Raw genomic sequence first — 21,991 nt, 5'->3', positions numbered from 1 at the left:
TGAAAGTTGGAAATCTTGAAATCCAAGCGTCCGCCAACAACACGACTATCATACCTGCCAATTCTCCTTTCCGGGCTTATTCTCATTGCTCCTGCCGCTCCAGCTCAGGACGACGGTGGACAGCATTTTCGCCACGCTCTTGAGGCTCGTTTTGCCGGGCAGACCGAAACTGCCATTACCGAATACAAACGCGGCTTGCGTGCTCAACCAAATAATGTCGACGGTCACATGCAACTGGGCGCACTTTTGCTGGAAGAACGTGGCGACCTTGATGGTGCAATTTCCGAATTCATGACCGCCATTGGAATTGATCCAGCTTGCGCCACGTGCGAGTCTCGCTTAAACGAAGCGATGGAAATTAAAAATACAAAGCCGAGCGATCTCGTCGTCAAAGCCAACTTACTTTATAGCGGTGGGCAAATTAATCGCGCTGCAGCCGCTTATCGCGTGGCCATTCAAGCAGATCCAAGTAATGCCGAAGCGCACAACGCTTTAGCTTGGACCCTGTACAAGCTTGGTGGCATAAATAACTTGACTGACGGCGTCAAGGAAGTGCAAGAGGCTTTGCGATTGAAGCCTGACGATCCGGAGTACATAAATACCTGGGCTTGTTTGCTTTATGACCAGGGAAATCTTGAGGGGGCACTTGCTAAATGGCACAAGGCTATTGCAAACAGCAAAAAGCCTAGCGCGGCTGATTTATATGGACTAGCTGTCGGTTCGCTCTCTAAAGGCGATAAGACAAACGCTCTTCGCTACTACAGAGATTCAATTGCCACAGATCCCAAATATGCTGAGTTGCAATATGTGCGCGACCGAGTCGGCATGTCGGTACACACTGTCGCCGGTCATGAACAACTTGCCGCCATGGCGGCCAAAGAAGACAACAAGTAAGAAGTGTCATGTAATTTGTAGGGGCGCATTGCATGCGCCCTTGAGGTTTTACTTCTGATCAGGATGCTGGAAGAAAATAACGCCCAGCACAGCAATGATCGTGAATCCCATCATCAAAATAATTGCTGAATTAAAGTTACCTGTGGCAGTGGCCATAAAACCCGTCAGCATTGGAGCAGCTATACCGGCTGCAGCAAAATAACAATCCATAATTCCAAGACTAGTCGCCGCACGATCTTCTGCAAGATCAGTATTCAATGCGTAAAAACAAGCATTCGGCATAAGACCAATGCCGACGCCTAAGGATATAAATGTAATTGCTACAGGCAGTGAGTGAACAAGAACAACAGGTAAAAAACAAAGCGCAGAGAGCAATTGACATACCCAGATCATGTGCGAGCGTGCCATGCGAATACTGCCTGTCTTAGCAAGTAAGTAATCAGACAAATAGCCGGCCAGCAATAATAAGACAAAGGCTGTCAACCACGGAGCAATTAGAAAAATGCCGATTTGCTTGAGTTGTAATCCATACGTAGATTCCAGATAACCCGGAAGCCATGTCAGAGCGAAGAAGAGCAAATAGCCAAAGGCAAAGAAGGCAATGTTATTAGATAACAGAGCGGGATTGAACAACATATATGTCCAGGTAGTCTCGCCCTTTGTGAGTTTGTGTTGGCGAATTTCCTGATCAGACATATGCTCTGAAAATGTTTTACCTTCACGAATATGGCGAAGTTCAGCTGTTGAAACAAAACGACTGTTTTCTGGATAGTCTTTAAATAGTGCAACAAATGCCACCACCCAAATAAGTCCCAGTCCGCCCAAAATATAAAACATCGTTTGCCAACCGCAGTTGATGATTAAGTGCGATAGCAATGGCGCACCAATTACCGATGCCAGTGGTACCGCAGCAAGTCCAATAGCTGTCGCGCGAGCTCTTTCCGATGCCGGCATCCAATCAGCAACTACTCGTGTCAAAGCAGGAAAATTCGGACCTTCGGCAATGCCTAATCCCGTGCGAAGAATGAATAACATCCAGTATCCGCTAGCCAACCCCATAAGCGCAGTTACAGCCGACCAAAGGATTGCCGATCCTGCCCACATTTTGCGTGCGCCACAAAGATCGACAAGGATGCCACCTATAAAAGTCATTACTATGTAGCCGATGCCAAAGGCAGCCGCTATCATTCCAAAGTCTGCGTCGTTTAAACCGAATTCACGTTTCAGAGGACCGATAGCGTAAGAAATGGCAGAGCGATCCAAATAATTGACAATCGTGATGAAGAAAGCCAGCGCAATAACTACCCAGCGAAAGCTAGTCCTCGTGCTGGTTTTGCTCGTCGTAACAGCCACGGTGGGCGAAAAATCCGTCATCACATATCTACAATTAAGCCAGTTGGACATACTAGCATAATGGCCGACTTTTATCTATGGCTCAAACTGCTGGTCGAGCAATTCCTTCTCGGTCGTATAGACGGCATCTTTTGTCGACAGACGTTGACCCTCAACGGTAAATTGTTTTGCCTCCAAAAGTTTCGCCTGCAGGTCACCGCTCGGAGATGCCACTTGTTGCGCGTAACCCTGTCGCGCCTTATTACGCGCATCGATTCTTTGATTGAGCCAGAGTTGCACCATCCAGCGAATGAATGGGACGGCTACAAAAAATGATCCATAAATCACTAACAAATTTATTAGAGGCAAAAGCGGCAGTAATTCAACCGAATGAGCAACCGTATTCCACAACCACATACTGCCGAAGAAGTTGAAACCAGCTAATAGATACACCGGCACCAAAGACTCTGACGAAGCTTCAGTAAACTTCCAATTTTTTTCTTTCAGATAAATTGTCCTTGTATTTTCACGCAAATCGTTTTTCGTGCTGACCTGCATTGACGGAAAAACATAGACGATATTTCCTGTCTCAGTAACTTCCGGCTTGCCATTAAAACGAACAAGCACGGGCAAGACACCATCTTCACTTTTAGGACTAGCACCCGTAAAAGGCGCTAACTGCTCAGCTGTAACAACACCCTGGTTGTTGCGAATCATCTCGGCAATTGCCGACCAGCGTCTTTCTTCTATATCGTAATTAGGATTACCATCACCAAATAGGAAGGAGAAGCAATTCAACAAAAAGTTGTTGTCTTTTCGCACAGCGCGTCTGTCACGGCGATACATCGTCGCGTCAGTTCCCCACCAAAATAAATCACGCAGAATTATGTAATCGAAAAAGTCGAAGTTAAAGTCTCCGCCACCACGATCTCTGTCTCGGTCACCGCCGCCCCGCAAGACTATGACAATAATCAAGCCAATAACAATGAGAAACGAAAGTATGAGCATTATCCCGAAAGAAATGCGCAGAAGGTAATAGCCAATCTGAAATGCCTTCTCGCCAATCATTTGCAAAATGCGCATGAAGCCTTTGGTCAAATAAGCATTTTGAAATCCCAGATTGAAGCGATAAGCAACTTCTCCTGACTTACCTACCTCCAAATGTCCGCCTGTTTCGGCAGCCACCTGATTGAGCGTAGCCGTGGTCGCTAAAATAGGCAATCCGGTTTTGGTTGCCACATCGGCCGGCGTTACGTGCCTACCTAGATCATCAATAGCTTTGATGACAAGTTTCTTTTCCGCCTTGGCGGCTGTTGGAGCAGCTACATTCATATTCGTCCGTTATTTGAGATCCTTCGCGTTGCTTAGGATGACACTTCGTGTCATTTGGCTAGTGCGCTTATAGCGGTAATCATAGCAATCACAGCACAAGCTAGCGACTCGCCGGCAACAGCTCCGGAAGCCGTCGGAATTACATAGGCATTTGCTGTCTTGGGCGAGATCTTTGTCCAGACAAGAGCAAGAATAGCGCCAACAAAGAATGACAAGCAGTTTGCAAATGGCATTACCCAGGAAAGTCCCAAGCCCATCGCAGATGGAATATAAGGACGAGCCTTCGGATACCAAGCTTCCAACAAAGCCAAGACTATGCCCAGGACTCCACCGATTAGAATGCCCCACCGCGCTGTAACAGGCACATATTGGATTCCATACGAGAGAGCTTCAGCAACGGCGCGCCACATGTTTGCCGACGGTGGATTGAAAGCTTCCAAGGCTGCTTTATTGGGAACCATGAGGAACCAGGCGGGAACAACTGCCACAGCGCCAAAAAATACTCCCATGAATTGAGCAATGAATTGCTTACGTGCGTTTGCACCCAAGAGATAACCGCTCTTCAAATCAGTCAATAAATCAGCTGAGCTGCTGGCAATGTTTGCAGTAACACTAGCTGCCATAAGATTTGTAGTGACATTTGATGGAGCCAACACAGCGTAAGTCAGCTGAGTGATCTTACCCATTGCTCCTATTGGAGTAATGTTAGTTTCGCCGGTTGCACGACAGGCAACAAGAGCCAAGACTCCACTCATAGCCACTGACACAAGACCAAGCATAGGGTTAATGGAAAACGCTACATACTGAAGTGCAACAATTGCAATTACCAGCGGTATTAGTCCGGCAATTAGCCACTTGAGCGGCACTTCAACCGAATTCATTTCAGCAGTTTCAGCTACATTTGTCTTTGCCTTGAATCCTGTAAAAGCACGAGCAATTGTCTTCCACTGCAAAGCAAAAGATGTAAGGCCCGAGGTCACCATAATTGCCGTACCGCTCCAAAGCGCCCATCTAATTAATTTCGCCGGTGCTTCGATTTCGCCTTGATTAATCATCATTGGTCCAATAACGAAATAAAGCAAAGCTGCTCCTGCAAGCATCGAGATAGAAGTACGCAGTCCAACGATCATGCCAGCCGCAATTAGAAGAAGACTTGGTTCAAAACCAAAACTTGGCATTTGCGAAAGTTGAACGCCATTTATCTTTGCAGTGAATGGAATCAGCTCAGGCAATTTCAAACCCATTGCTTTTTGCCAGGCAAATTCGCCTTTACCTAAGAAACCTACAACAGCTCCAGCAATTAACGTAGCTATCAAAGAATAAGCTTGCAAAACTGCTTCACGAGATTTTGCGTACAAGCTATTCAATGTTGTGGCCGCAGCAATGCCATCTGGAAACGGCAATTGTTCAATATTAATCATCTGGCGCTTCATAGGAATTGCCAGAAATACACCAAGTGCTGCTGTTACTAAAGTCCATGGCAAGACAATCTGCCAGGTGATGTGGTGTCCCGTTATAAGCAGCAAGGCACCAAATGCAGTACCAATAGTTGCTCCAGTTGAATAACCGGCAGCAGAGGCTGTCGATTGCATGCAGTTATTTTCCAAAATGGACATAGGAGTCAGTTTACGAAAGATTGCTCTAAATGCATTCCAAATGACGAAAGACAAAACGCAAGCCGTAATCGCTACGCCGAATGACCAGCCAATCTTCAGCGTTGTATATAGATTGGAAATGGACATAAGCGAACCAAGAATTCCGCCCATGACGACTGCACGCCAAGTTAGCTGCGGCACCTTATGTCCTTGATATATGTTTTTGTACCAATACTCTTGTCTGGCTTCTACGTCTTCAATGCTTTGCAAGTGAGCTAATATTTCCATCGGCTGCCCCGGTGAATCTGTACTTGTGCCTTCACGAGTTTCCTTACCGACTACGGTTGCCGCTGTGCCCACGAACCCTCCAGTTTGCACCCAGTTGCCAACAACAAGGTGCAGAGTTACGACTTACAGCAGATAATTGTCTTGCAATAAAGCTTAACTATCAAGCTCTAAACAAAGCTTGTCAACCAATTTTCTAACCAATAGCGACAATTAGGTTATGTATTGAGGCGGCGGTGGCGGAGTGGTGATGATTGCTCCATACCGACGAGTCTGCCAATTGCCCCACGGCGTGCTTATTACCGGATCGTCATTGACTATAGTGCTGAAAAGGAATGGATAGCCGGAGAATTCCAAGACACTAAATGCCTGGCTGTCTGCCGATCCACCGCACCATCTATAGGCAAACTGAAAAATATCAATAGTTGGTGGCACAGGAGTTTTCTGCGCCGGCACAACAGGACAACTTATAGCCCAGGCAGCGGCCAACTCGCCAAAGTGATCAGCAGGATGCGCATTGGCGTGCATATCACGACCATAAATGTGATACATGATTGTCGGATTGTCTTTGGTCGGTGCAGAGACGAGCCCGGAAGTACTCTGATACATCACTTGTCCCTTGTTGATTGGCACCGAAGCATATTTGGCTACCTTATCTACTTCCGTAGCGATTTTCTGAGTACCGGCAGGATCATTTAGTGAATTGTCTGCGAGTCGAAAATGATAAATAAGTTTTGCCGGCGGTGTGGCCGATTGCGCAAGCGCAGGTACTATCCAAGTTGAATGACCCTCTTTTTTGCCGATCAAAGGCTCGGCCGTGTGCTTGTAAAATTGCAATTGGCTAACAGCTTTGCCGCCCTCATTCTTAGGCAGAGCCAACCAGTCTTTTGCTCCGGGAGCCTTGAAGTCCTGTCCTGTAGGCAAAGTACCCTTATCGCTCAGCATTTGGCTCTTAATATGAGCAAGTTCCTGCGAAAAATCCGTACCGCCACGAACATAACTATAGGCGTGCGTCACATAGACATTTGTATAACCACCAGCATATGCCATCATTCCGGAATAAGGCAAAGTTGGAGGAAAGAAATCTGTGCCGGACAATACGAAGTGCGTGCCGCTATTGAATTTGGCACCACCTCCGGACAATGCCTTCATGTGTTTGACCATAGCAGTCGTTACTTCTGAAGCATAAGTCGCATTGATAAGAGCCGCCAATAACTTCGGCTTATCCTTGTACAACTTCGAAACAACTTCCTGCTTACGTAATTCAATTTTGTCCGCAAGCGGGGTATCTGTAACGGCGCCACTTGAAAGAGAATTGGCAATGGCATCATAACCTGCACTTTGGTAGGCACCAGCCATTTCCTTGTTGCTGAGCGCATTGCTTTGAGCGCTACCTAATTTACCATTCATTTCTTTAAGTTGAGGATCATTCTTGAGAGTTTCATTGGTGATGTCTGCAACCGCTTGGTACAGAATTGCGGCCGAGCTATTCACAGCTTGGATACGATCAATACACGCTTGTAAGTGCCAAAACGGATTACCATCCAGAGTCATTACATTTGGTCCATACCAAGCCGGTTCAATCTTGACCATTGCGGTGCTTGGCGGCAATACTCCTTCAGCCGGCACGTAGCCCCACATGCGAGCATTCTGCCTTTGATACGCTGCCGGATCGTTATTGTATTGCTTGAGATTTCTTGGATCGCTACCATTCAACCACTGCCCATTAACCATAATTTGGTTGTGTGTAAATTCACCGGGAATGATAAACAGTTCTCCACTGGTTACAGTAGATCCAGCGGATTGAGCATAAACTGGTTGCAAGAGATCGTCAACGCGACCGGCAAATATCTGTTTCTCACCAGCGCTTGCGCCAATTTGAGCAAATGGCGCGCTCAAAGCATCAATGACTGCTTGTCCGTTCGGACGATAATCAAGACTGCGTAGCCAGTCATAAGCAAAGAAAGCTAATGCGACAGACGGATCATCATCATCGCGACCGGTGATTCCTTTAAATGGCTTACTAACAGGCGATCCTCCCCCAGTATACGGACCACCTTCTATTTGGAACCACTCACCAGGGGTGTCTTTATCCCAGCCCGCATACGGACTCTTTGAACTAGAATTCGACGCATCCAACTGGGAGGAATTCATAATTGACTTGACGCTTTTAAAGCTTGGGATTCCACCTGGTCCATCAGCAGGTATCGCACCATTAAAGGCGACTTCTAATACACCTGGTTTTGCAAGTAAAACACGATTGCCGACCTGTGCTGTAGCAATGCTGCTGAGAAACTGAATCTTCTTTTCCTGCTCCGTCTGCTGTTCTTCCTTTTGGGTTTCGGCCACACTGCTCACAGGTTGTGCAGCCATTACTTGAGCTAATACCGGAATGTCGTCGCCAATTTTTTCAAACGCGGAATTTTCAACAAGACTGGGTTGTCCTGCGACAAATCCAAAGCGGACCTTCTCCATTGTGCCGGCAAGCGGATATTCAACGTCAGCGACGTAGTACTTCCGTCCATCAGCTGCGGTTCTAGAATTACTTGCACTGTACGAGACAGAGTCTATTGTCTCTGGTGTAGGAACAGGAATTTGGATTGCACCCTTTTGAACAATATCATTGAAATGTCCCACTGAAACTTGAAAGTCTTTAGGTGGCTCCGCGCTTCCCGAAATTCTCACGTTATTGGCAATGTAGACTTGATAAGCCGATTCTTTTATGTTTACAGGTTTGTTGTTGCGATCGACAGCACCACTTGCACCGGCTGCTGAGGCGGCAATCTTTTCTCGCAATAGTTTAATTGCAGCTTTGGTTTCATTAAGATCATGATTGACCATATACTGCATCGACTTGCTGCCGAGTTTTTCAGCAATGATGGCGTCAAGTCTTAAGGTAGCAAGTTGCGTATTAATTCCGCGCACAGGCCACTTAATGTCACCTTCGGGATCATCAACAAGCGCTAGACGTCCTTGCGGACCGTCAACGACTACACGTCCCATATCTATAGCTGCCTGTAGCGCCGCTGCGTCAATTGCGTTCTGGGCTTGCTTGTGAACACCTATCAATTGGTTGACGTTCAGCACGAGAACACCAATCAAGACTACGAAGCCAACGACTGTTACCAACAGAATCAGCATATTGCCTTTCTGTCGACGCTTTAAATGCATGGGGGCACCTCGATTTATAAACTAAGCCAGACCAACTCACAGTGTCATACATACACTGGAGTCCGAATTCTAATAGGGCTAAGCCTAAGATTTATTCCCTTATTGACTGGCCGTGTAACTGACAGCCTCATTTTCTAACCTTAGGGCATCTTGGGGGGCACAAGCATGCAGAAGCTTTCGTTCTCCAAACCACGCAGGGCAGCTGCTTTTGCCACTCTGGAGATAGCCAGCTGGAAGGCTGCAGTCCGCAAATCGGTATTGCTGTGTTTAACGATACGTTTAATTTCGGTATACGCATCGCTCATTAAATTCTTGAGTTCGGCATTCACACGATCTTCTTTCCAGCGGAACTGCTGAACGTTTTGCACCCATTCAAAATAGCTTACGATAACGCCACCGGCATTGGCATAAATATCAGGCAGTACCACTGTACCGGCTTTTATGAAATGCTCGTCTGCCTCAGGGGTAGTCGGACCATTAGCGCCCTCGATAATGAATTTCGCTCTTACAGAATGCGCCGTCTCATGCGTTAGAACGTTGCCCAGTGCAGCTGGTATTAAGACATCGCACTCTGTAGCCAAAAGGCTATCGGCAGGTACAGCTTCTGCATGAGTAAATCCGGATATGCCACCTCTAACCATTGAGTAATTGATCAAGTCTTCGATATCGATGCCATTTTTATTGCGAATGGCACCGCCTGCATCCGACACTGCAACAATTTTGCCGCCTTCAGCATTTATGAAACGAGCTGTCCACGAGCCTACATTGCCGAATCCTTGAATGGCGTAAGTCATATCGGAAATTTTCTTGCCGTGATCGGCAAGCAAAGCTTCCAATGCGAAAACTAAACCCCGCCCAGTTGCTGCTTCACGCCCTTCGGAACCGCCTAAATCAAGCGGCTTTCCTGTGACTACTTGCGGTGTCCAACCATGATATTTGGAGTACTGATCCACAATCCACGCCATTGTTTGAGCGTTGGTGCCCATATCAGGAGCAGGAACATCAAGTGCCGGTCCGATGATGTCGTGAATGTTGTCTACAAAGGCGCGAGTGACTCTCTGCAATTCAGAGTAAGACAATTGCGTAGGATCGCAATTAATGCCTCCCTTGGCGCCACCATAAGGCAAATTAGCAACGGCAGTTTTCCAGGTCATCAAAGAGGCAAGCGAATTCACTTCATCGGGATCAACATCAGGGTGATAGCGTAAGCCACCCTTCATGGGACCGCGAGAATTATCGTGCTGCACACGGAAACCAACATACGTTGCCAGTTCACCGTTGTCACGTTCAATAGTGCACTCGACTTTTACTTCTCTTTTTGGAGCAACTAGAATGCGCTCCAGACGTTGTCCGATACCAAGTCTTTTCGCTGCTCGCGAAAAGTAATAGCGAGTTGCCTCTGATGCGTGCATAACTAATCTTTCTTGAGGGAAATTCTCAGTCTCTATATTCCCTGCAAGCTAAAAGACGCGTTAGGTTATCAGCTTGTGACGCACTACAAATTCAAGACTTAAGCCAGGTTTACTAGGGCTTCAGCCAGCATGGCGCCGACTGGCATAGATTTTTGGTTGTCTGCATGCATCATTGTTACAGACGGCACTAGTTTGCGTGTTTCCGATATTACAAAGTTAACTCGTTCTTCCGGAGTCATAAACGGTACGCGTACAACGGGCACACCGCGCTTGATGTAGCAGCGCTCCAAGATGTTGGATATTTCGCGAGTGAATTCAATATTTTCCCTGCGCACATCGTTGGTTTCAAAAAACGGCAGTTCTTCAACGAGAAACGCCAAGTCATAACGGTCGGCATTGAGTCTTGAAAATGCCGCCGGCACAAAAAGCCTATCGTAGATAAAGTAAGCTTCGCCGTCAAAAACGCCTCTGTCAAGGAAAATGACGCGCCCTTCGTCGTTCAGGCGGGATTCTTCATCAAGCTGACAGCGCAAGACTTCGTGTTGAAACGCATTGCGGTCTTCCCAAGGCAAGAACTTGCCGTCCTTGATGGTCTTAGTTGCTTGCTCCTCAATAACCGGGTAACCGCGCTTCTGCAAAAGCTGAATCAGCGTAGTCTTGCCAACCGAAGGCCCACCAGTTATCACGATTCTCATATAACGCTCCGGTTGGTGCTAACGCCCCACCTTCGCTTGGCCATCCGGCTGCGCTAGTTCGCTCCGCGGCGGATTGCTATGTCGCAACCCTTGCTTCGCTTCTAAGAGGAAGGCTTCGCCCAAGGTGAATAGAGTGACTTTAATGAAAAGTACAGGAATAGGCAAGGGCCAAAATGGGGAAAAATCCCAATTAAAGCGGAATTTAGATTGACTAGAAGCGCCCTACTTGCGGACTGTCCTTGTCTTCTGCCTTGTATTCGACCATTTGGATAAGCCCACTGTCGTTTTTCGCCAGGACTCCCCTATCATTCAGCACCTGTTGAATCTTCGGCAAAGCGTCACGTGCGGCTTGCTCTCCCTCAGAAATTGCTTTTCTGGCATCATCCATGTTTCTTGATAGCAAATAAATGCCGGTGGTCATTGGCTTAATAAGAACGTCGGCAGCTGCTGCGTCCTCTTTGTCTAGTTTTTCCAACATAAGCGAAGAGCACCGGCGGCTCACAGAGCCAAGGTGGTGGAAGTACTCATCAGGCATTTCCTTGATAGTCTCGTTAACATCTACAGCAATGACGATATCCGCACCGAGTTCTTGAGCCTTTTTCACCGGCAAATTGCAAACAATGCCACCATCTGTAAGTAGCTTGCCGTCAATCTGCACAGGTTTTCTCAGAAAAGGCACCGCGCAGCTTGCCTGCAAGACGGTTCCCAATTTTCCGGACTTAAGAATGACCGGTTCACCATTTAAGAGATCCGTGGCTACCGCATAAAAAGGTATTTTGAAATCTTCGATATTGCCGGAACACGAAGACGAAGTACGACCGTTTAGATACTTACAAAACTTCGACCCACCATAAAGCCCCTCATAAGAGTGACGCCCAAATACACGAGGCACGAAAAAGACCGGCGTGAGCGCAACGCGCATCTTAATGGGCACAGTATCAAAAGCCCTCATCATGGACTTATCTAAGATCATTTTTTCAATTTGACTCGGGCTGCAACCAGCGGCATATAACCCGCCCACTACAGAACCCATACTTGTGCCGACAATGAAATCAATGGGCACGCCTGCGTCATGGAGCACGCGCAAAACACCTACGTGTGCGCAACCACGTGTGCCGCCGCCACCCATTACTAATGCAACTTTTGGATGGTTATTGTTAGGTTCTAAAGCACTGGCTGACGGCAACATTGTTGTTGCTGCTAAAAAAACGGCAACTAAGCTTTGAGAAATTCTCGATTTTAGTTCCATTCTTGTCACCAATTCCTCAGAGAAGAGAGGTCACACTATTGACCTACCCGCACCACTTGAAAACCAACCTATTCCCAGGGGCAGGGGTAAAATTTTGTAAACGCGGGAACTTTCCTGCAGGCGCTGAAACCAGCTCCTTTAGCGGTTTTCCATGCAACTATCGAGCTGATAAGTTAATATCGGAAAGGTGGCTCGTTTTCGGAGACTGGCATGGCAGAAGGTTCTTCAGTAGTTTTAGCTACGATTTTGACGTTTGTAGCTTGGTTTATCGGCTTCTATCTCTATCACGGACTTGGGATTACTCTGGGTTATCATCGCCTTCTGTCTCATAAGGCATTAACAGTACCCAAATGGCTCAGCTATTTGATTGTTTCAGGCGGATACTTCTGTTTGCAGGGTGGACCCGTCGTTTGGGTAGGCGTGCATCGCTTGCACCACCAGAAAACCGACATGCCTGGTGATCCACACGCGCCGGAAGAAGGTTTCATTCACGCGCTATTTGGCTGGATGCTTGGAATGAAGGACAAGCAGTCTAGTGAAGATTTGCATCGCCTTTGTCCAGACTTAATGGCTGATCCTATCTATAGCCGACTCGGCAGCACACACAATCCAATGCAGGCTTATGCATGCTTGGCGGCAAACATTGCATTTCGCTTGCTAATCCTTTATTTCTTCGGCTGGATAGCACTAGCTGCCGACCTACTTGCTTCGGGCATGGTTTTCTGGAGCCCGCAACTGGTTAACACCATTTGTCACATGCCGTCCATGGGTTACCGACTTAACGACACGCGCGACAAGAGCCGCAATGTCTGGTGGGTAGCATTACTCGCGCTTGGCGAAGGTTGGCACAACAATCACCATGCCGTACCTAAGTCAGCTCGTCATGGTTTTGCCTGGTGGGAAATTGATGTTACTTGGTACGCTGTCTGGGTTTTAGAAAAACTTGGATTATCAAAAAACATCGTGCGTCCGCCGAAGCATATTAGATCAAACAGTTAGCGGTTGATCCATTTTTCAACAACTTCTTTGAACCTATCTAGTTTTACCGGCTTAACTAGATAGTCATCCATTCCCGCGGCCAAACATCTTTCGCGGTCGCCTTCCATTGCAGAGGCAGTAAGGGCAACAATTGGTGTGTGCTTGGCAGAGCCAGCCTCTAACTTTCTAATTTCCAATGTTGCCTGGAAACCGTCCATTTCAGGCATTTGCACATCCATTAGAATAAGGCAGAATTTCTTTTTCTTAAATGCTTCGAGCGCATGTAACCCTGTCGATGCTACTTCTCCAGTCAATCCCAAATGTCTTAGCTGAAACGTAATCAGTTTTTGCAAAACCGCATTATCTTCCACTATCAAGACTTCTTTGGCAGCACGGTCGGCATTTACAGCACTTGCGGGCGGAATTGTATCCAGAAACTTTTGTTTCGATTTCCAGACATCAGAATCCGCTGAAATATCCGGAACTCTCAAATTAACGACAAACCAGAAACGTGAACCAACACCCTTTTTGCTTTCAACAGAAATTTCGCCGACCATAAGCTCTGTTAGTCGTTTGCTTATAGATAAACCAAGTCCTGTGCCGCCTTGTTTGCGAGTACTTTCACCATTCACTTGCACGAACGGGCGGAATAAAGTCTCAATTTCTTCCTGAGACAATCCTATGCCCGTGTCACTAACCGAAAACTCCACGGTAGCGTGTCCGTCATCGCGCGCAACCAAACGCACAACGACGTTTATTTCTCCACGCTCAGTAAATTTGACGCTGTTGCTGAGCAAATTGGTGAGAATCTGTTTCAGCCTGACCGAATCTCCACTTAATATTTGAGGGACGTCGGAGTCGACCGCCATCGAAAGTTGTAATTTCTTTTCTTCTGCCTGACGCTCGAATAGTTCTACTGTCTCGGCAACCATAGCCCGTAAGTCAAAATCGCCAATATCCAAACCTAATTTGTCTGCTTCTATTTTGGAGAAATCTAGAATGTCGTTGACAATTTCGAGCAGTGATTGCGCCGATTTATGGCATTGCAAAGCCAACAAGGCTTCTTCATCTTTCAATGTTTGCGAAAGTAGAATTTCCGTCAATCCAATAACTGCTGCAAGAGGCGTACGGATTTCATGGCTGATGTTGGCGACAAACTGCGACTTAATGCGGGAAGATTCAAGAGCTTGATCGCGCGCTCTTTCAAGTTCCATAGTAAGCATTTGCAAAGACTGGTTAGCTTCATTTAGTTCAGTTACGCGGCTCTGCAAATCAATGTTTAGTTTCCGAATGTTTGATTCAGCAGCTCTTTTCGCTGTGACATCACTAAATATGCAGAGTGCGCCAATTATCTCACCCTCCTTATTTCGCAATGTTCTGGTGTTGCAACGCAACAGAAGACCATTTGGTACTGTCTCATTGCGCAGAAAAACTTCCGCATCGGGCACGTCTTCGCCATGCAAAGCCCTGTAGGCCGGCAAATCTTTCAATTCGTAAGGCGTTACGCCGTCAGACAGGAAGCAACCAAAGCTTTTCACCCAATCTTCGGGAGGATAGCTCGGCACATCAGCCAGCCCGTATATTTCTTTGGCTGCTCGATTACGATACTGAAATTTTCCAAGGCAGTCCCAAACAGCCACGCCTTCTTCGATACTATCGAAGACAAAGGACAACATGGCTAGTTCTTCTTCAATCGAATTGAGAAAAGGTCCGTTCATGTTCTTAAACGACTAGGACTTACCTTTCCATATTGGATCGTCGAAGCCTTTTTTGCTAGAGGTTCCAAACCAACGTGTCATAGTCATTTTCTGTTGGGTGTAAAACTGAATCCCTTCTTTGCCTTGAATATGCAAGTCACCGAAGAAAGAAGCGTTCCAACCTGTGAAGGGGAACCACGCCATCGGTGCCGGTACGCCAACATTAATTCCGATCATGCCGGCATTAAAGCGATGCTTAAATTCACGAGCAGCTCGTCCGCTGCTGGTGAACATTACGGCTCCGTTACCAAATGGACACTGTTGACCCAGTTCGATGGCATCTTCAACTGTGTTTACACGGACAACAGAAAGAACTGGTCCAAATATTTCTTCTTTAGCAACCGTTGACTGTGGTTTTACTTGATCGAGAATTGTCGGTCCGAGGAAATAGCCATTTGGAGAATCAGCAACTTTGATGGAACGTCCGTCAACAACGGCATCTGCACCTTCAGCGACACCCTTATCAATCAGGCTCTTCACTTTAGCTAAGTGATCAGCACTGATAACAGGACCCATATCGACACTGCCGCCCATATCGGTACGTCCGACTTTGAGACTACGTGTGGCATCTGCGAGTTTGGGAATAAGAATGTCGGCAGCTTCACCAACAGGCACAGCCAATGAGCCTGCCATGCAACGCTCACCGGCACAGCCGAAAGCTGAAGCTTGCAGCGCCTGTACGGTTTGGTCCATATCGGCATCAGGCATGATGATGATGTGATTTTTAGCTCCACCAGCTGCTTGCACGCGCTTGCCGTTGAGAGTGCCTTTTTCGTAGATGTATTTAGCGATGCGAGTTGAACCAACGAAAGATACAGCCTTCACCAATGGATGCTCAAGAAGTGCATCAACTGCTTCCTTGCCACCGTGGACAATGTTCAATACGCCTTCAGGTAATCCAGCTTCAGCAAGATATTTTGCAATGATCATGCTGGACATCGGCACTTTTTCCGATGGCTTCAAAACAAATGTGTTTCCGCATGTGATGGCAATTGGATACATCCAGAGAGGCACCATTGCCGGGAAGTTAAAAGGAGTGATACCAGCGCAAACACCAAGGGGGTGTCTCATAGTTTCACAGTCGACATTGCGGGCAATGTTTTCCAACGATTCACCCATCATCAAGCTGGGAATACCGCAGGCAAATTCAACAACTTCGATACCACGTTGAACAGAAGCTTTTGCTTCAGGCAATGTTTTGCCGTGTTCACGTGTAACTGTTTTTGCAATCTCTTCATAGTTAGCTTCAAGCAAAGCCTTAAAGCGAAACATCACGCGAGCGCGCTCAACTACAGGAGTTTCAGCCCAATCAGCAAACGCCTTTTGCGCTGCTTGAACAGCCAGGTCTACTTCACCGCTACCGCACATTGGAACGCGGGCAATAACTTCACCCGTATTTGGGTTGCTTACGTTGCTGAAGTTTGTGGCTTGGGAATCTTGCCACTTACCACCAATAAAAAGCTGACAGGCAGTCGCTTTGCTCTCCGCTACTGGCATCTGAATTTCCTCCACATGAACCGAATAGCCTAATTTTATTGCCAAAACGCGTATTTTCGGCATCCAGTGCCGGTTTTCGGAGGTTTTCTAAGAGGTTTATTATCGACTACGCCTGCGGAGACGTCTCAATTCGTCATCCAGGCTAAGTTCAGGCGAATTGCTTTGATTAATCCGTTCAAAGCCCCTAGCAGCCCATATTTCAGCCTTTTTGCCGATAGCCTTTCCACGCAGCACCTTAATGCCCTGCCTTATTTCATCGTCCTGTGCCGCTCTGGAGGCGCTATCATCGTGCAGGAAGTCCAGACTATGGTCACAGTGCATGACCTGCACAATCCGGTCTGCCTCAGTAGGTTCATTGACCGCTATAGATAGGTCGCAGCCCATCGGCTCATCAGGATTGAGATTACAGACAAAATCTATGTCCTCTAGATGCCGCCTGTCGAACTTAATCTTGAGCAAGACAGGTTCGTGGCTCAAATTATTGCGATAGCCGAAGTTTTGGTCACGCAAGCTTGCCACGCGCGCAAAATCATACGCTCTATCTGCGTTTGTGCAGAGGAAAATGAGTCCGGCACGCCCAAGTTCGATTTGACCAGCTGTTCTTATTTCAAAGCGACGGTAGCAATTCGTACCATGATATAGGTAGAACTCACTGCCATCCCAATTGCGTTCAACAAATGGGAAATGCCGAAGAAATTCCGGCAAATCATTAGACATTCGGAAATCAAATTCCTGTGACACTCTGTCGTTACCTCACTGGTAACATGCCACAAGATGAGATTTTTGAAACTTAAACCTTGGCTGCTGTTTTGCTCTGTCTTTCGATGCGCTTGTTGGCGACGATTGCAGCTTCATTAACCGTTTCAGAAAGCGTCGGGTGTGGGTGAATTGTGACAAGCAAGTCTTCCAACACGGCGCCCATTTCAATTGCCAATGCAGCTTCGCTTATTAATTCGCCGGCACGTGGTCCAACGATACCTACACCTAAAACAAGCGTCGTTTTCGGATCGTAAATAATCTTCGTTTGTCCGACCGGCTCGCCCAAAGTCATGGCACGACCGGAAGCCGACCATGGGAATTTGGCGGCAACAACTTCAACGCCTTGAGCTTTTGCTTCGGTTTCAGTAATACCGACCCAAGCAATTTCCGGCTCAGTGAAAACAATTGCCGGAATGCAGCGATTATCAAATACTGTGTCACGTCCTGCCAAAACTTCAGCTGCAACAATACCTTGACGCATTGCGCGGTGGGCGAGCATCGGCTGTCCAGAGACATCACCAATTGCCAAAATGCGCTTGTCGGCAGTTTTGCATTGATCGTCGATTTCGACAAAACCGTGTTTGTCGATTTTGACTTGCGTTGTTTCCAATCCCAGATTATCGCTATTTGGTCTACGACCGACTGAGACTAGAACGCGATCAAATTTTTCAGTAGCTGGAACATCCTTGCCTTCAAATGAAGCGACAATACCGTCTTGTTCTTCTCTGATACCGGCAACTTTTGTGTTCAAGTAAATTGCTTTGAACGTTTCTTGTAAGTGTTGCGCTAATGGTTTTACGAGATCTCTGTCCACGCCAGGCAGAAGTCCGTCCATCATTTCGACAACGGTTACCTCAGCTCCCAAAGCAGCGTAAACAGTTCCCATTTCCAAACCAATGTAGCCGCCACCGATAATCAATAGCTTCTTAGGTATTTCTTCAATGGCTAAGGCTGATGTTGAATCCATCAAACGCTTGCTTTGCAGGTCTAAACCCTTCGGCACAACAGGACGCGAACCGGTCGCTAGAATTGCGTGTTTGAAGTTAACGCGCATGGAGCCGTGCTCTTGCTCAACACGAAGTGTTTTTGAGTCTTGAAACTCTGCATGACCAACAACTATTTCAACGCCTGCACTCTTGCACATGCCGACAATGCCTTGAGCAAGCTTGTCTGTTACGCCTTGCTTCCAGGTGCGCAATGCATTGATATCGATTTTGGGAGGCTGAAATGTAATGCCAAATTGAGCAGCTGCTTTGCTGGAATCAATTACTTCGGCAGCATGCAATAGCGCTTTGGATGGAATACATCCAACGTGCAAGCAAACGCCACCCGGCTTTTCACGGCTGTCGACGAGCATTGTTTTAATGCCCAACTCAGCTGCGCGTAGAGCTGCGGTATAACCACCAGGTCCGGCGCCGATGACTACAAGATCGACATTCTGCGCCATTTCGCCCATAACCATAGTGAGTTAGACCTCCAGTAAGAGTTGTAGCGGATCTTCCAGGCAGTTGATTACGTGCCTTACAAAGTAAGCGGATTCAGCGCCATCTGCTAGACGATGATCAAAGGACATTGCCAAAGGCAGTATCCAACGGATTTGAATTGCACCGTCTCTCACAACTGGCTTTTGCACAGAACGTGCCATTCCTAGAATAGCGCACTCAGGGTAATTAACCATCGGCACCATATTTGTCCCACCGATTGCACCAATATTGGTGATGGTGAATGTGCCGCCCTGTAGTCTGTCCAACTCTATTTTGCCTTCGCGAGTCTTGCGAGCAATGTCGTTCAATTCAATGGCCAATTCCGGCAATGATTTTTGATCGACATTTCTAATTACCGGCACGATTAAACCGCGCTCGGTTGCTACAGCGATACCAATATTGTAGTAGCGCTTGAAGACAATTTCGCCTGTTTTTTCATCAAGGCTGGAATTGAATTGCGGATATTTCTTCAGAGCTGAAGCAACTGCCTTAAGGGCAACGACAGTCAGTGTCAGTCTGCCGCCACGCTCAGCAATTTCTTTCTCATGCTTTTTCAGCGACTCATTTAAATGAGTAATGTCAGCTTCATCGCAATGAGTTACGTGCGGGATATGAGCCCACGATGTAGCCATGCTCTGAGCAATTTTGCGACGGATGGAACGCAACGGTACGCGATCAACTGGACCGTACTTGCTGAAATCAGGCATTTCGACATAGCTTGTGGAGAACGGCTCCAAAGCCTCGCCTTCTTTTTTCGGTCCACCGTACATTGTTGTAACAGATACGGTATCCGGAACTTTAGGTGACGCCGGCAATTTGCTTGGCGATCCGCCTTCTTTAAAGGCGACTACATCTTCGCGCATAACGCGACCAGCAGGACCACTGCCTATTACTTGAGTTAAATCAACTCCTAATTCTCTAGCTACTCTTCTTGTCGCAGGAGCAGCCGGCACCGGACGACCCGTCACAGCTTGTCCGCCGTTGCTGCGAGCAGCAACTGGTTGCGCCGTTTCGTGAGCGATTTTTTCAGAAGTCTTGGCGGCAACTGTCGAAGCTTTCGCTTCTTCTTTAGCACGAGCCGGCTGGGCACCTTTGGATTCACCGAAAGTCACCATAACCATGCCGACCTTAACTGTTTGCCCAACATTGACGTGAATTTTCTCCACGATGCCTGTAACAGGCGAGGGTATTTCTACAACGGCTTTGTCGGTTTCCACCTCGAAGATACCTTGATCTTCTTTGATGGATTCGCCTTCCTTAACAAGGATACCCAGAACCTCAGCTTCGTGAATTCCTTCACCTAGGTCCGGTAATAAAAACTCAGTCGACATATTTTCTAGAACCTCAGTGTCTTACGGCAAGCTTCAACCACTTTATCTGTATCAGGAATGTAGAACTTTTCCTTAGAGAAGTAAGGAACAGGAACATCGTAGCCTGTCAGACGAATGACGGGTGCTTCCAAATAGAGGAAAACATTTTCATTGATACGCGAGACAACTTCAGCTGCCACACCGCAAGCACGAGGTCCTTCATGGACAACAACCGCACGACCTGTTTTAGCAACTGAATTGACAAATGTTTCAGTATCAAGTGGCATAAGCGAAAGTAAATCAATGACTTCAGCCTTAACGCCGTCTTCTTCCATCAAGAGTTCCGCTGCTTCCAAACAAGGACGCATCGTTGCTCCGTAAGAAATGATTGTGATATCCGAACCAGGACGCACAACTTGTGCTTTGCCAATCGGCATCACTTCAATCTCATCCGGAACTTCTTCCTTGAAAAGACGATACAAAGCTTTTGGCTCATAGTAGATAACCGGATCCGGATCATTTATCGCAGCATGCATTAATGCACGAGCATTTCTTGGACCGGATGGCATCACAACTTTCAGTCCTGGTGTATGGCAGTAGATAGCCTCACGCGATTCCGAATGGTGCTCAAGAGCACGAATACCCGCACCTGATGGAGCGCGCATTACCATGGGAACAGTTACGCGACCACGGGTTCTGTTACGAAAACGCGCTGCGTGTGATTCCAATTGCTGGTATGCGTAATAGTCAAAACCGGCAAACTGAATTTCGGCAACCGGCAAGAGTCCATTAATTGCCATACCAATTGAGGTACCAATAATTCCGGATTCAGCTAGTGGCGTGTCAAATACGCGCTTATCGCCAAATTTGGCATGAAGACCTTCGGTAATACGAAAAACGCCTTCATCAATGCCAACATCTTGACCAAGAACGACTACACGGCTGTCTTTTTCCATTGCCTCAAAGAGCGCCATGTTGATGGACTTGGCCATATTTATCTCAGCCATCTTTAGCCACCTCTTTTTGCCGTTCCGGCAATGCTGCGCTGCGGATTGGACTTGGTGGAAACTTCATCACCACGTCCGAGGGACTCGGCTAATTCATGCTTCTGAACTTCCAAGTGCACTGGAACATCGGCGTAAAGGAAATCGAACATTGCCAATGGTTCCATGAGTTCTTTGCTCTTAGCTAAAGTTTCCATCTTCTTCACGGCTTCTTTTATCTCCTCGTCAATTTCTGTTTCCATTTTTTGTCTCTTCTCATCGTTGAGCAATCCTTTCTTCTCAAGGTATTTAGCAAAACGAATCAGAGGTTCACGCTTAGCCCACTTTTGTGCTTCTTCATCCGAGCGATATTTCTTCGGATCATCAGCAGTGGTGTGCGGGGTATAACGATAAGTCAAACAATCCAGCAAGGTAGGACCCTCGCCTTTGCGCGCACGCTCAATGGCTTCTTTGGTGGCAACATACACTGCCAAGACATCATTGCCATCAACTCGTACGCCAGGTACGCCATAGCCAACTGCCTTTTGAGCAATTGTCTTTGTGCGGGTTTGCTTGTGCAATGGCTCGGATATGGCGAATTGGTTGTTTTCGCAAACAAAAATAACCGGTGCATTGAACACAGCAGCAAAATTTATGCCTTCATGGAAATCACCTTCCGAAGAAGATCCGTCCCCGAAGTAAGTCAAAACAACTTTGTTTTCGCCCTTGATGTTGTTAGCCATACCGATGCCGGATGCATGCAACAACTGTGAAGCTACTGGCACGCAGATAGGCAAATCATTGACGCCTTCCGGTGGCACAGCGCCTTCTTCAAAGCCTGCCCAATAGAGAAGCAGTCTTTCTAACGGCCAACCGCGGTAAAGGAAACAAACTAATTCGCGATATGCAGGCACAAACCAATCGGATTTTTCGATAGCAAACACGGAACCAAGTCCTATCGCCTCGTGTCCTGTGGACTGCGGAAACGTACCGATGCGTCCCTGTCTCTGCAAATTGAGCTGACGCTCATCCACACGTCTGGAATAAAGCATCCAGCGGAACATGTCCAACAATTCTTTGTCGCTCAGCTTAGGCTCTAAAGCCTTGTCGACATTGCCCTCTTCATCAACGATGGAGAGAGTCTCGACTGTGTAATCGAACTCCAGCTCTTTTCTTGGCATTGCTTAAATTACCGAATTTTGAATTGACTCTGCTTGACTATTTCGTCAAAAGCAGAGAAAGTATGTCATAGATCAAA

Annotated in this window: 16 protein-coding genes; 2 read left to right on the top strand and 14 right to left on the bottom strand. The window is 47.2% G+C overall.

Going from position 1 to position 21,991, the window contains the following annotated elements:
* Positions 1 to 15: 15 nt before the first annotated feature.
* Positions 16 to 894, top strand: coding sequence for a tetratricopeptide repeat protein (locus K2Y22_17760; GenBank protein ID MBX9880309.1), 879 nt, complete (start codon positions 16 to 18; stop codon positions 892 to 894).
* A gap of 48 nt (positions 895 to 942) precedes the next feature.
* On the opposite strand, the gene K2Y22_17755 is transcribed toward K2Y22_17760, so the two are convergent.
* The 7 genes from K2Y22_17755 to K2Y22_17725 all read right to left on the bottom strand — a co-directional run bounded on the left by K2Y22_17755 (position 943) and on the right by K2Y22_17725 (position 11,965).
* Complete coding sequence (locus K2Y22_17755; protein MBX9880308.1) at positions 943 to 2,247, bottom strand: MFS transporter; 1,305 nt, start codon at positions 2,245 to 2,247, stop codon at positions 943 to 945.
* A gap of 75 nt (positions 2,248 to 2,322) precedes the next feature.
* Positions 2,323 to 3,558 (bottom strand): hypothetical protein, encoded by a 1,236-nt coding sequence (locus K2Y22_17750; protein ID MBX9880307.1) that lies wholly within the window; start codon positions 3,556 to 3,558, stop codon positions 2,323 to 2,325.
* 50 nt (positions 3,559 to 3,608) lie between these two features.
* On the bottom strand, positions 3,609 to 5,513 hold the full coding sequence (locus tag K2Y22_17745; protein MBX9880306.1) for an OPT/YSL family transporter: 1,905 nt from the start codon (positions 5,511 to 5,513) through the stop codon (positions 3,609 to 3,611).
* Between the two features lie 138 nt (positions 5,514 to 5,651).
* On the bottom strand, positions 5,652 to 8,609 hold the full coding sequence (locus tag K2Y22_17740) for a hypothetical protein (GenBank protein MBX9880305.1): 2,958 nt from the start codon (positions 8,607 to 8,609) through the stop codon (positions 5,652 to 5,654).
* A gap of 140 nt (positions 8,610 to 8,749) precedes the next feature.
* On the bottom strand, positions 8,750 to 10,021 hold the full coding sequence (locus K2Y22_17735; GenBank protein MBX9880304.1) for a glutamate dehydrogenase: 1,272 nt from the start codon (positions 10,019 to 10,021) through the stop codon (positions 8,750 to 8,752).
* A 98-nt stretch (positions 10,022 to 10,119) separates the two neighbouring features.
* Complete coding sequence (locus K2Y22_17730; GenBank protein MBX9880303.1) at positions 10,120 to 10,716, bottom strand: ATP-binding protein; 597 nt, start codon at positions 10,714 to 10,716, stop codon at positions 10,120 to 10,122.
* Between the two features lie 211 nt (positions 10,717 to 10,927).
* Complete coding sequence (locus K2Y22_17725) at positions 10,928 to 11,965, bottom strand: patatin-like phospholipase family protein (protein MBX9880302.1); 1,038 nt, start codon at positions 11,963 to 11,965, stop codon at positions 10,928 to 10,930.
* Positions 11,966 to 12,175: 210 nt separating this feature from the next.
* Between K2Y22_17725 and K2Y22_17720 the strand changes: the two genes are divergently transcribed.
* Positions 12,176 to 12,964: an acyl-CoA desaturase gene (locus tag K2Y22_17720; GenBank protein ID MBX9880301.1), complete on the top strand. Its 789-nt coding sequence runs from the start codon at positions 12,176 to 12,178 to the stop codon at positions 12,962 to 12,964.
* Here the strand turns inward: K2Y22_17720 and K2Y22_17715 are convergent.
* The 7 genes from K2Y22_17715 to pdhA all read right to left on the bottom strand — a co-directional run bounded on the left by K2Y22_17715 (position 12,961) and on the right by pdhA (position 21,914).
* Positions 12,961 to 14,661 carry a response regulator gene (locus K2Y22_17715; GenBank protein MBX9880300.1) on the bottom strand — a complete coding sequence of 567 codons (1,701 nt, stop codon included), beginning with the start codon at positions 14,659 to 14,661 and terminating at the stop codon, positions 12,961 to 12,963. The two genes, K2Y22_17720 and K2Y22_17715, sit on opposite strands and share 4 nt — an antisense overlap.
* A 12-nt stretch (positions 14,662 to 14,673) precedes the next feature.
* A complete protein-coding gene (locus K2Y22_17710; GenBank protein ID MBX9880299.1) occupies positions 14,674 to 16,197 on the bottom strand; it encodes a CoA-acylating methylmalonate-semialdehyde dehydrogenase in 1,524 nt (507 codons plus the stop codon).
* 99 nt (positions 16,198 to 16,296) lie between these two features.
* Positions 16,297 to 16,914, bottom strand: a complete 618-nt coding sequence (locus K2Y22_17705) for a hypothetical protein (protein ID MBX9880298.1) — start codon at positions 16,912 to 16,914, stop codon at positions 16,297 to 16,299.
* A 73-nt stretch (positions 16,915 to 16,987) separates the two neighbouring features.
* Complete coding sequence (lpdA, locus tag K2Y22_17700) at positions 16,988 to 18,418, bottom strand: dihydrolipoyl dehydrogenase (GenBank protein MBX9880297.1); 1,431 nt, start codon at positions 18,416 to 18,418, stop codon at positions 16,988 to 16,990.
* Between the two features lie 6 nt (positions 18,419 to 18,424).
* Positions 18,425 to 19,771 carry a 2-oxo acid dehydrogenase subunit E2 gene (locus tag K2Y22_17695; GenBank protein ID MBX9880296.1) on the bottom strand — a complete coding sequence of 449 codons (1,347 nt, stop codon included), beginning with the start codon at positions 19,769 to 19,771 and terminating at the stop codon, positions 18,425 to 18,427.
* A 5-nt stretch (positions 19,772 to 19,776) separates the two neighbouring features.
* Positions 19,777 to 20,757 carry an alpha-ketoacid dehydrogenase subunit beta gene (locus K2Y22_17690; GenBank protein ID MBX9880295.1) on the bottom strand — a complete coding sequence of 327 codons (981 nt, stop codon included), beginning with the start codon at positions 20,755 to 20,757 and terminating at the stop codon, positions 19,777 to 19,779.
* 2 nt (positions 20,758 to 20,759) lie between these two features.
* Complete coding sequence (gene pdhA, locus K2Y22_17685) at positions 20,760 to 21,914, bottom strand: pyruvate dehydrogenase (acetyl-transferring) E1 component subunit alpha (protein MBX9880294.1); 1,155 nt, start codon at positions 21,912 to 21,914, stop codon at positions 20,760 to 20,762.
* Positions 21,915 to 21,991: the final 77 nt, after the last annotated feature.

The organism is Candidatus Obscuribacterales bacterium (genome assembly GCA_019744775.1).
Taxonomy (GTDB): domain Bacteria; phylum Cyanobacteriota; class Vampirovibrionia; order Obscuribacterales; family Obscuribacteraceae; genus SBAT01.
Note: the sequence above shows the minus strand (reverse complement) of the source record. Positions and strands in the feature narration are given on the sequence as shown.

Bases quoted from the DNA above. Each gene is read 5' to 3' on its own strand.
- K2Y22_17725 (MBX9880302.1), bottom strand. From the start codon at position 11,965: ATGGAACTAAAATCGAGAATTTCTCAAAGCTTAGTTGCCGTTTTTTTA.
- K2Y22_17690 (MBX9880295.1), bottom strand. From the start codon at position 20,757: ATGGCTGAGATAAATATGGCCAAGTCCATCAACATGGCGCTCTTTGAG.
- K2Y22_17750 (MBX9880307.1), bottom strand. From the start codon at position 3,558: ATGAATGTAGCTGCTCCAACAGCCGCCAAGGCGGAAAAGAAACTTGTC.
- pdhA (MBX9880294.1), bottom strand. From the start codon at position 21,914: ATGCCAAGAAAAGAGCTGGAGTTCGATTACACAGTCGAGACTCTCTCC.
- K2Y22_17735 (MBX9880304.1), bottom strand. From the start codon at position 10,021: ATGCACGCATCAGAGGCAACTCGCTATTACTTTTCGCGAGCAGCGAAA.
- K2Y22_17740 (MBX9880305.1), bottom strand. From the start codon at position 8,609: ATGCATTTAAAGCGTCGACAGAAAGGCAATATGCTGATTCTGTTGGTA.
- K2Y22_17710 (MBX9880299.1), bottom strand. From the start codon at position 16,197: ATGCCAGTAGCGGAGAGCAAAGCGACTGCCTGTCAGCTTTTTATTGGT.
- K2Y22_17720 (MBX9880301.1), top strand. From the start codon at position 12,176: ATGGCAGAAGGTTCTTCAGTAGTTTTAGCTACGATTTTGACGTTTGTA.
- lpdA (MBX9880297.1), bottom strand. From the start codon at position 18,418: ATGGTTATGGGCGAAATGGCGCAGAATGTCGATCTTGTAGTCATCGGC.
- K2Y22_17730 (MBX9880303.1), bottom strand. From the start codon at position 10,716: ATGAGAATCGTGATAACTGGTGGGCCTTCGGTTGGCAAGACTACGCTG.
- K2Y22_17705 (MBX9880298.1), bottom strand. From the start codon at position 16,914: ATGTCTAATGATTTGCCGGAATTTCTTCGGCATTTCCCATTTGTTGAA.
- K2Y22_17715 (MBX9880300.1), bottom strand. From the start codon at position 14,661: ATGAACGGACCTTTTCTCAATTCGATTGAAGAAGAACTAGCCATGTTG.
- K2Y22_17695 (MBX9880296.1), bottom strand. From the start codon at position 19,771: ATGTCGACTGAGTTTTTATTACCGGACCTAGGTGAAGGAATTCACGAA.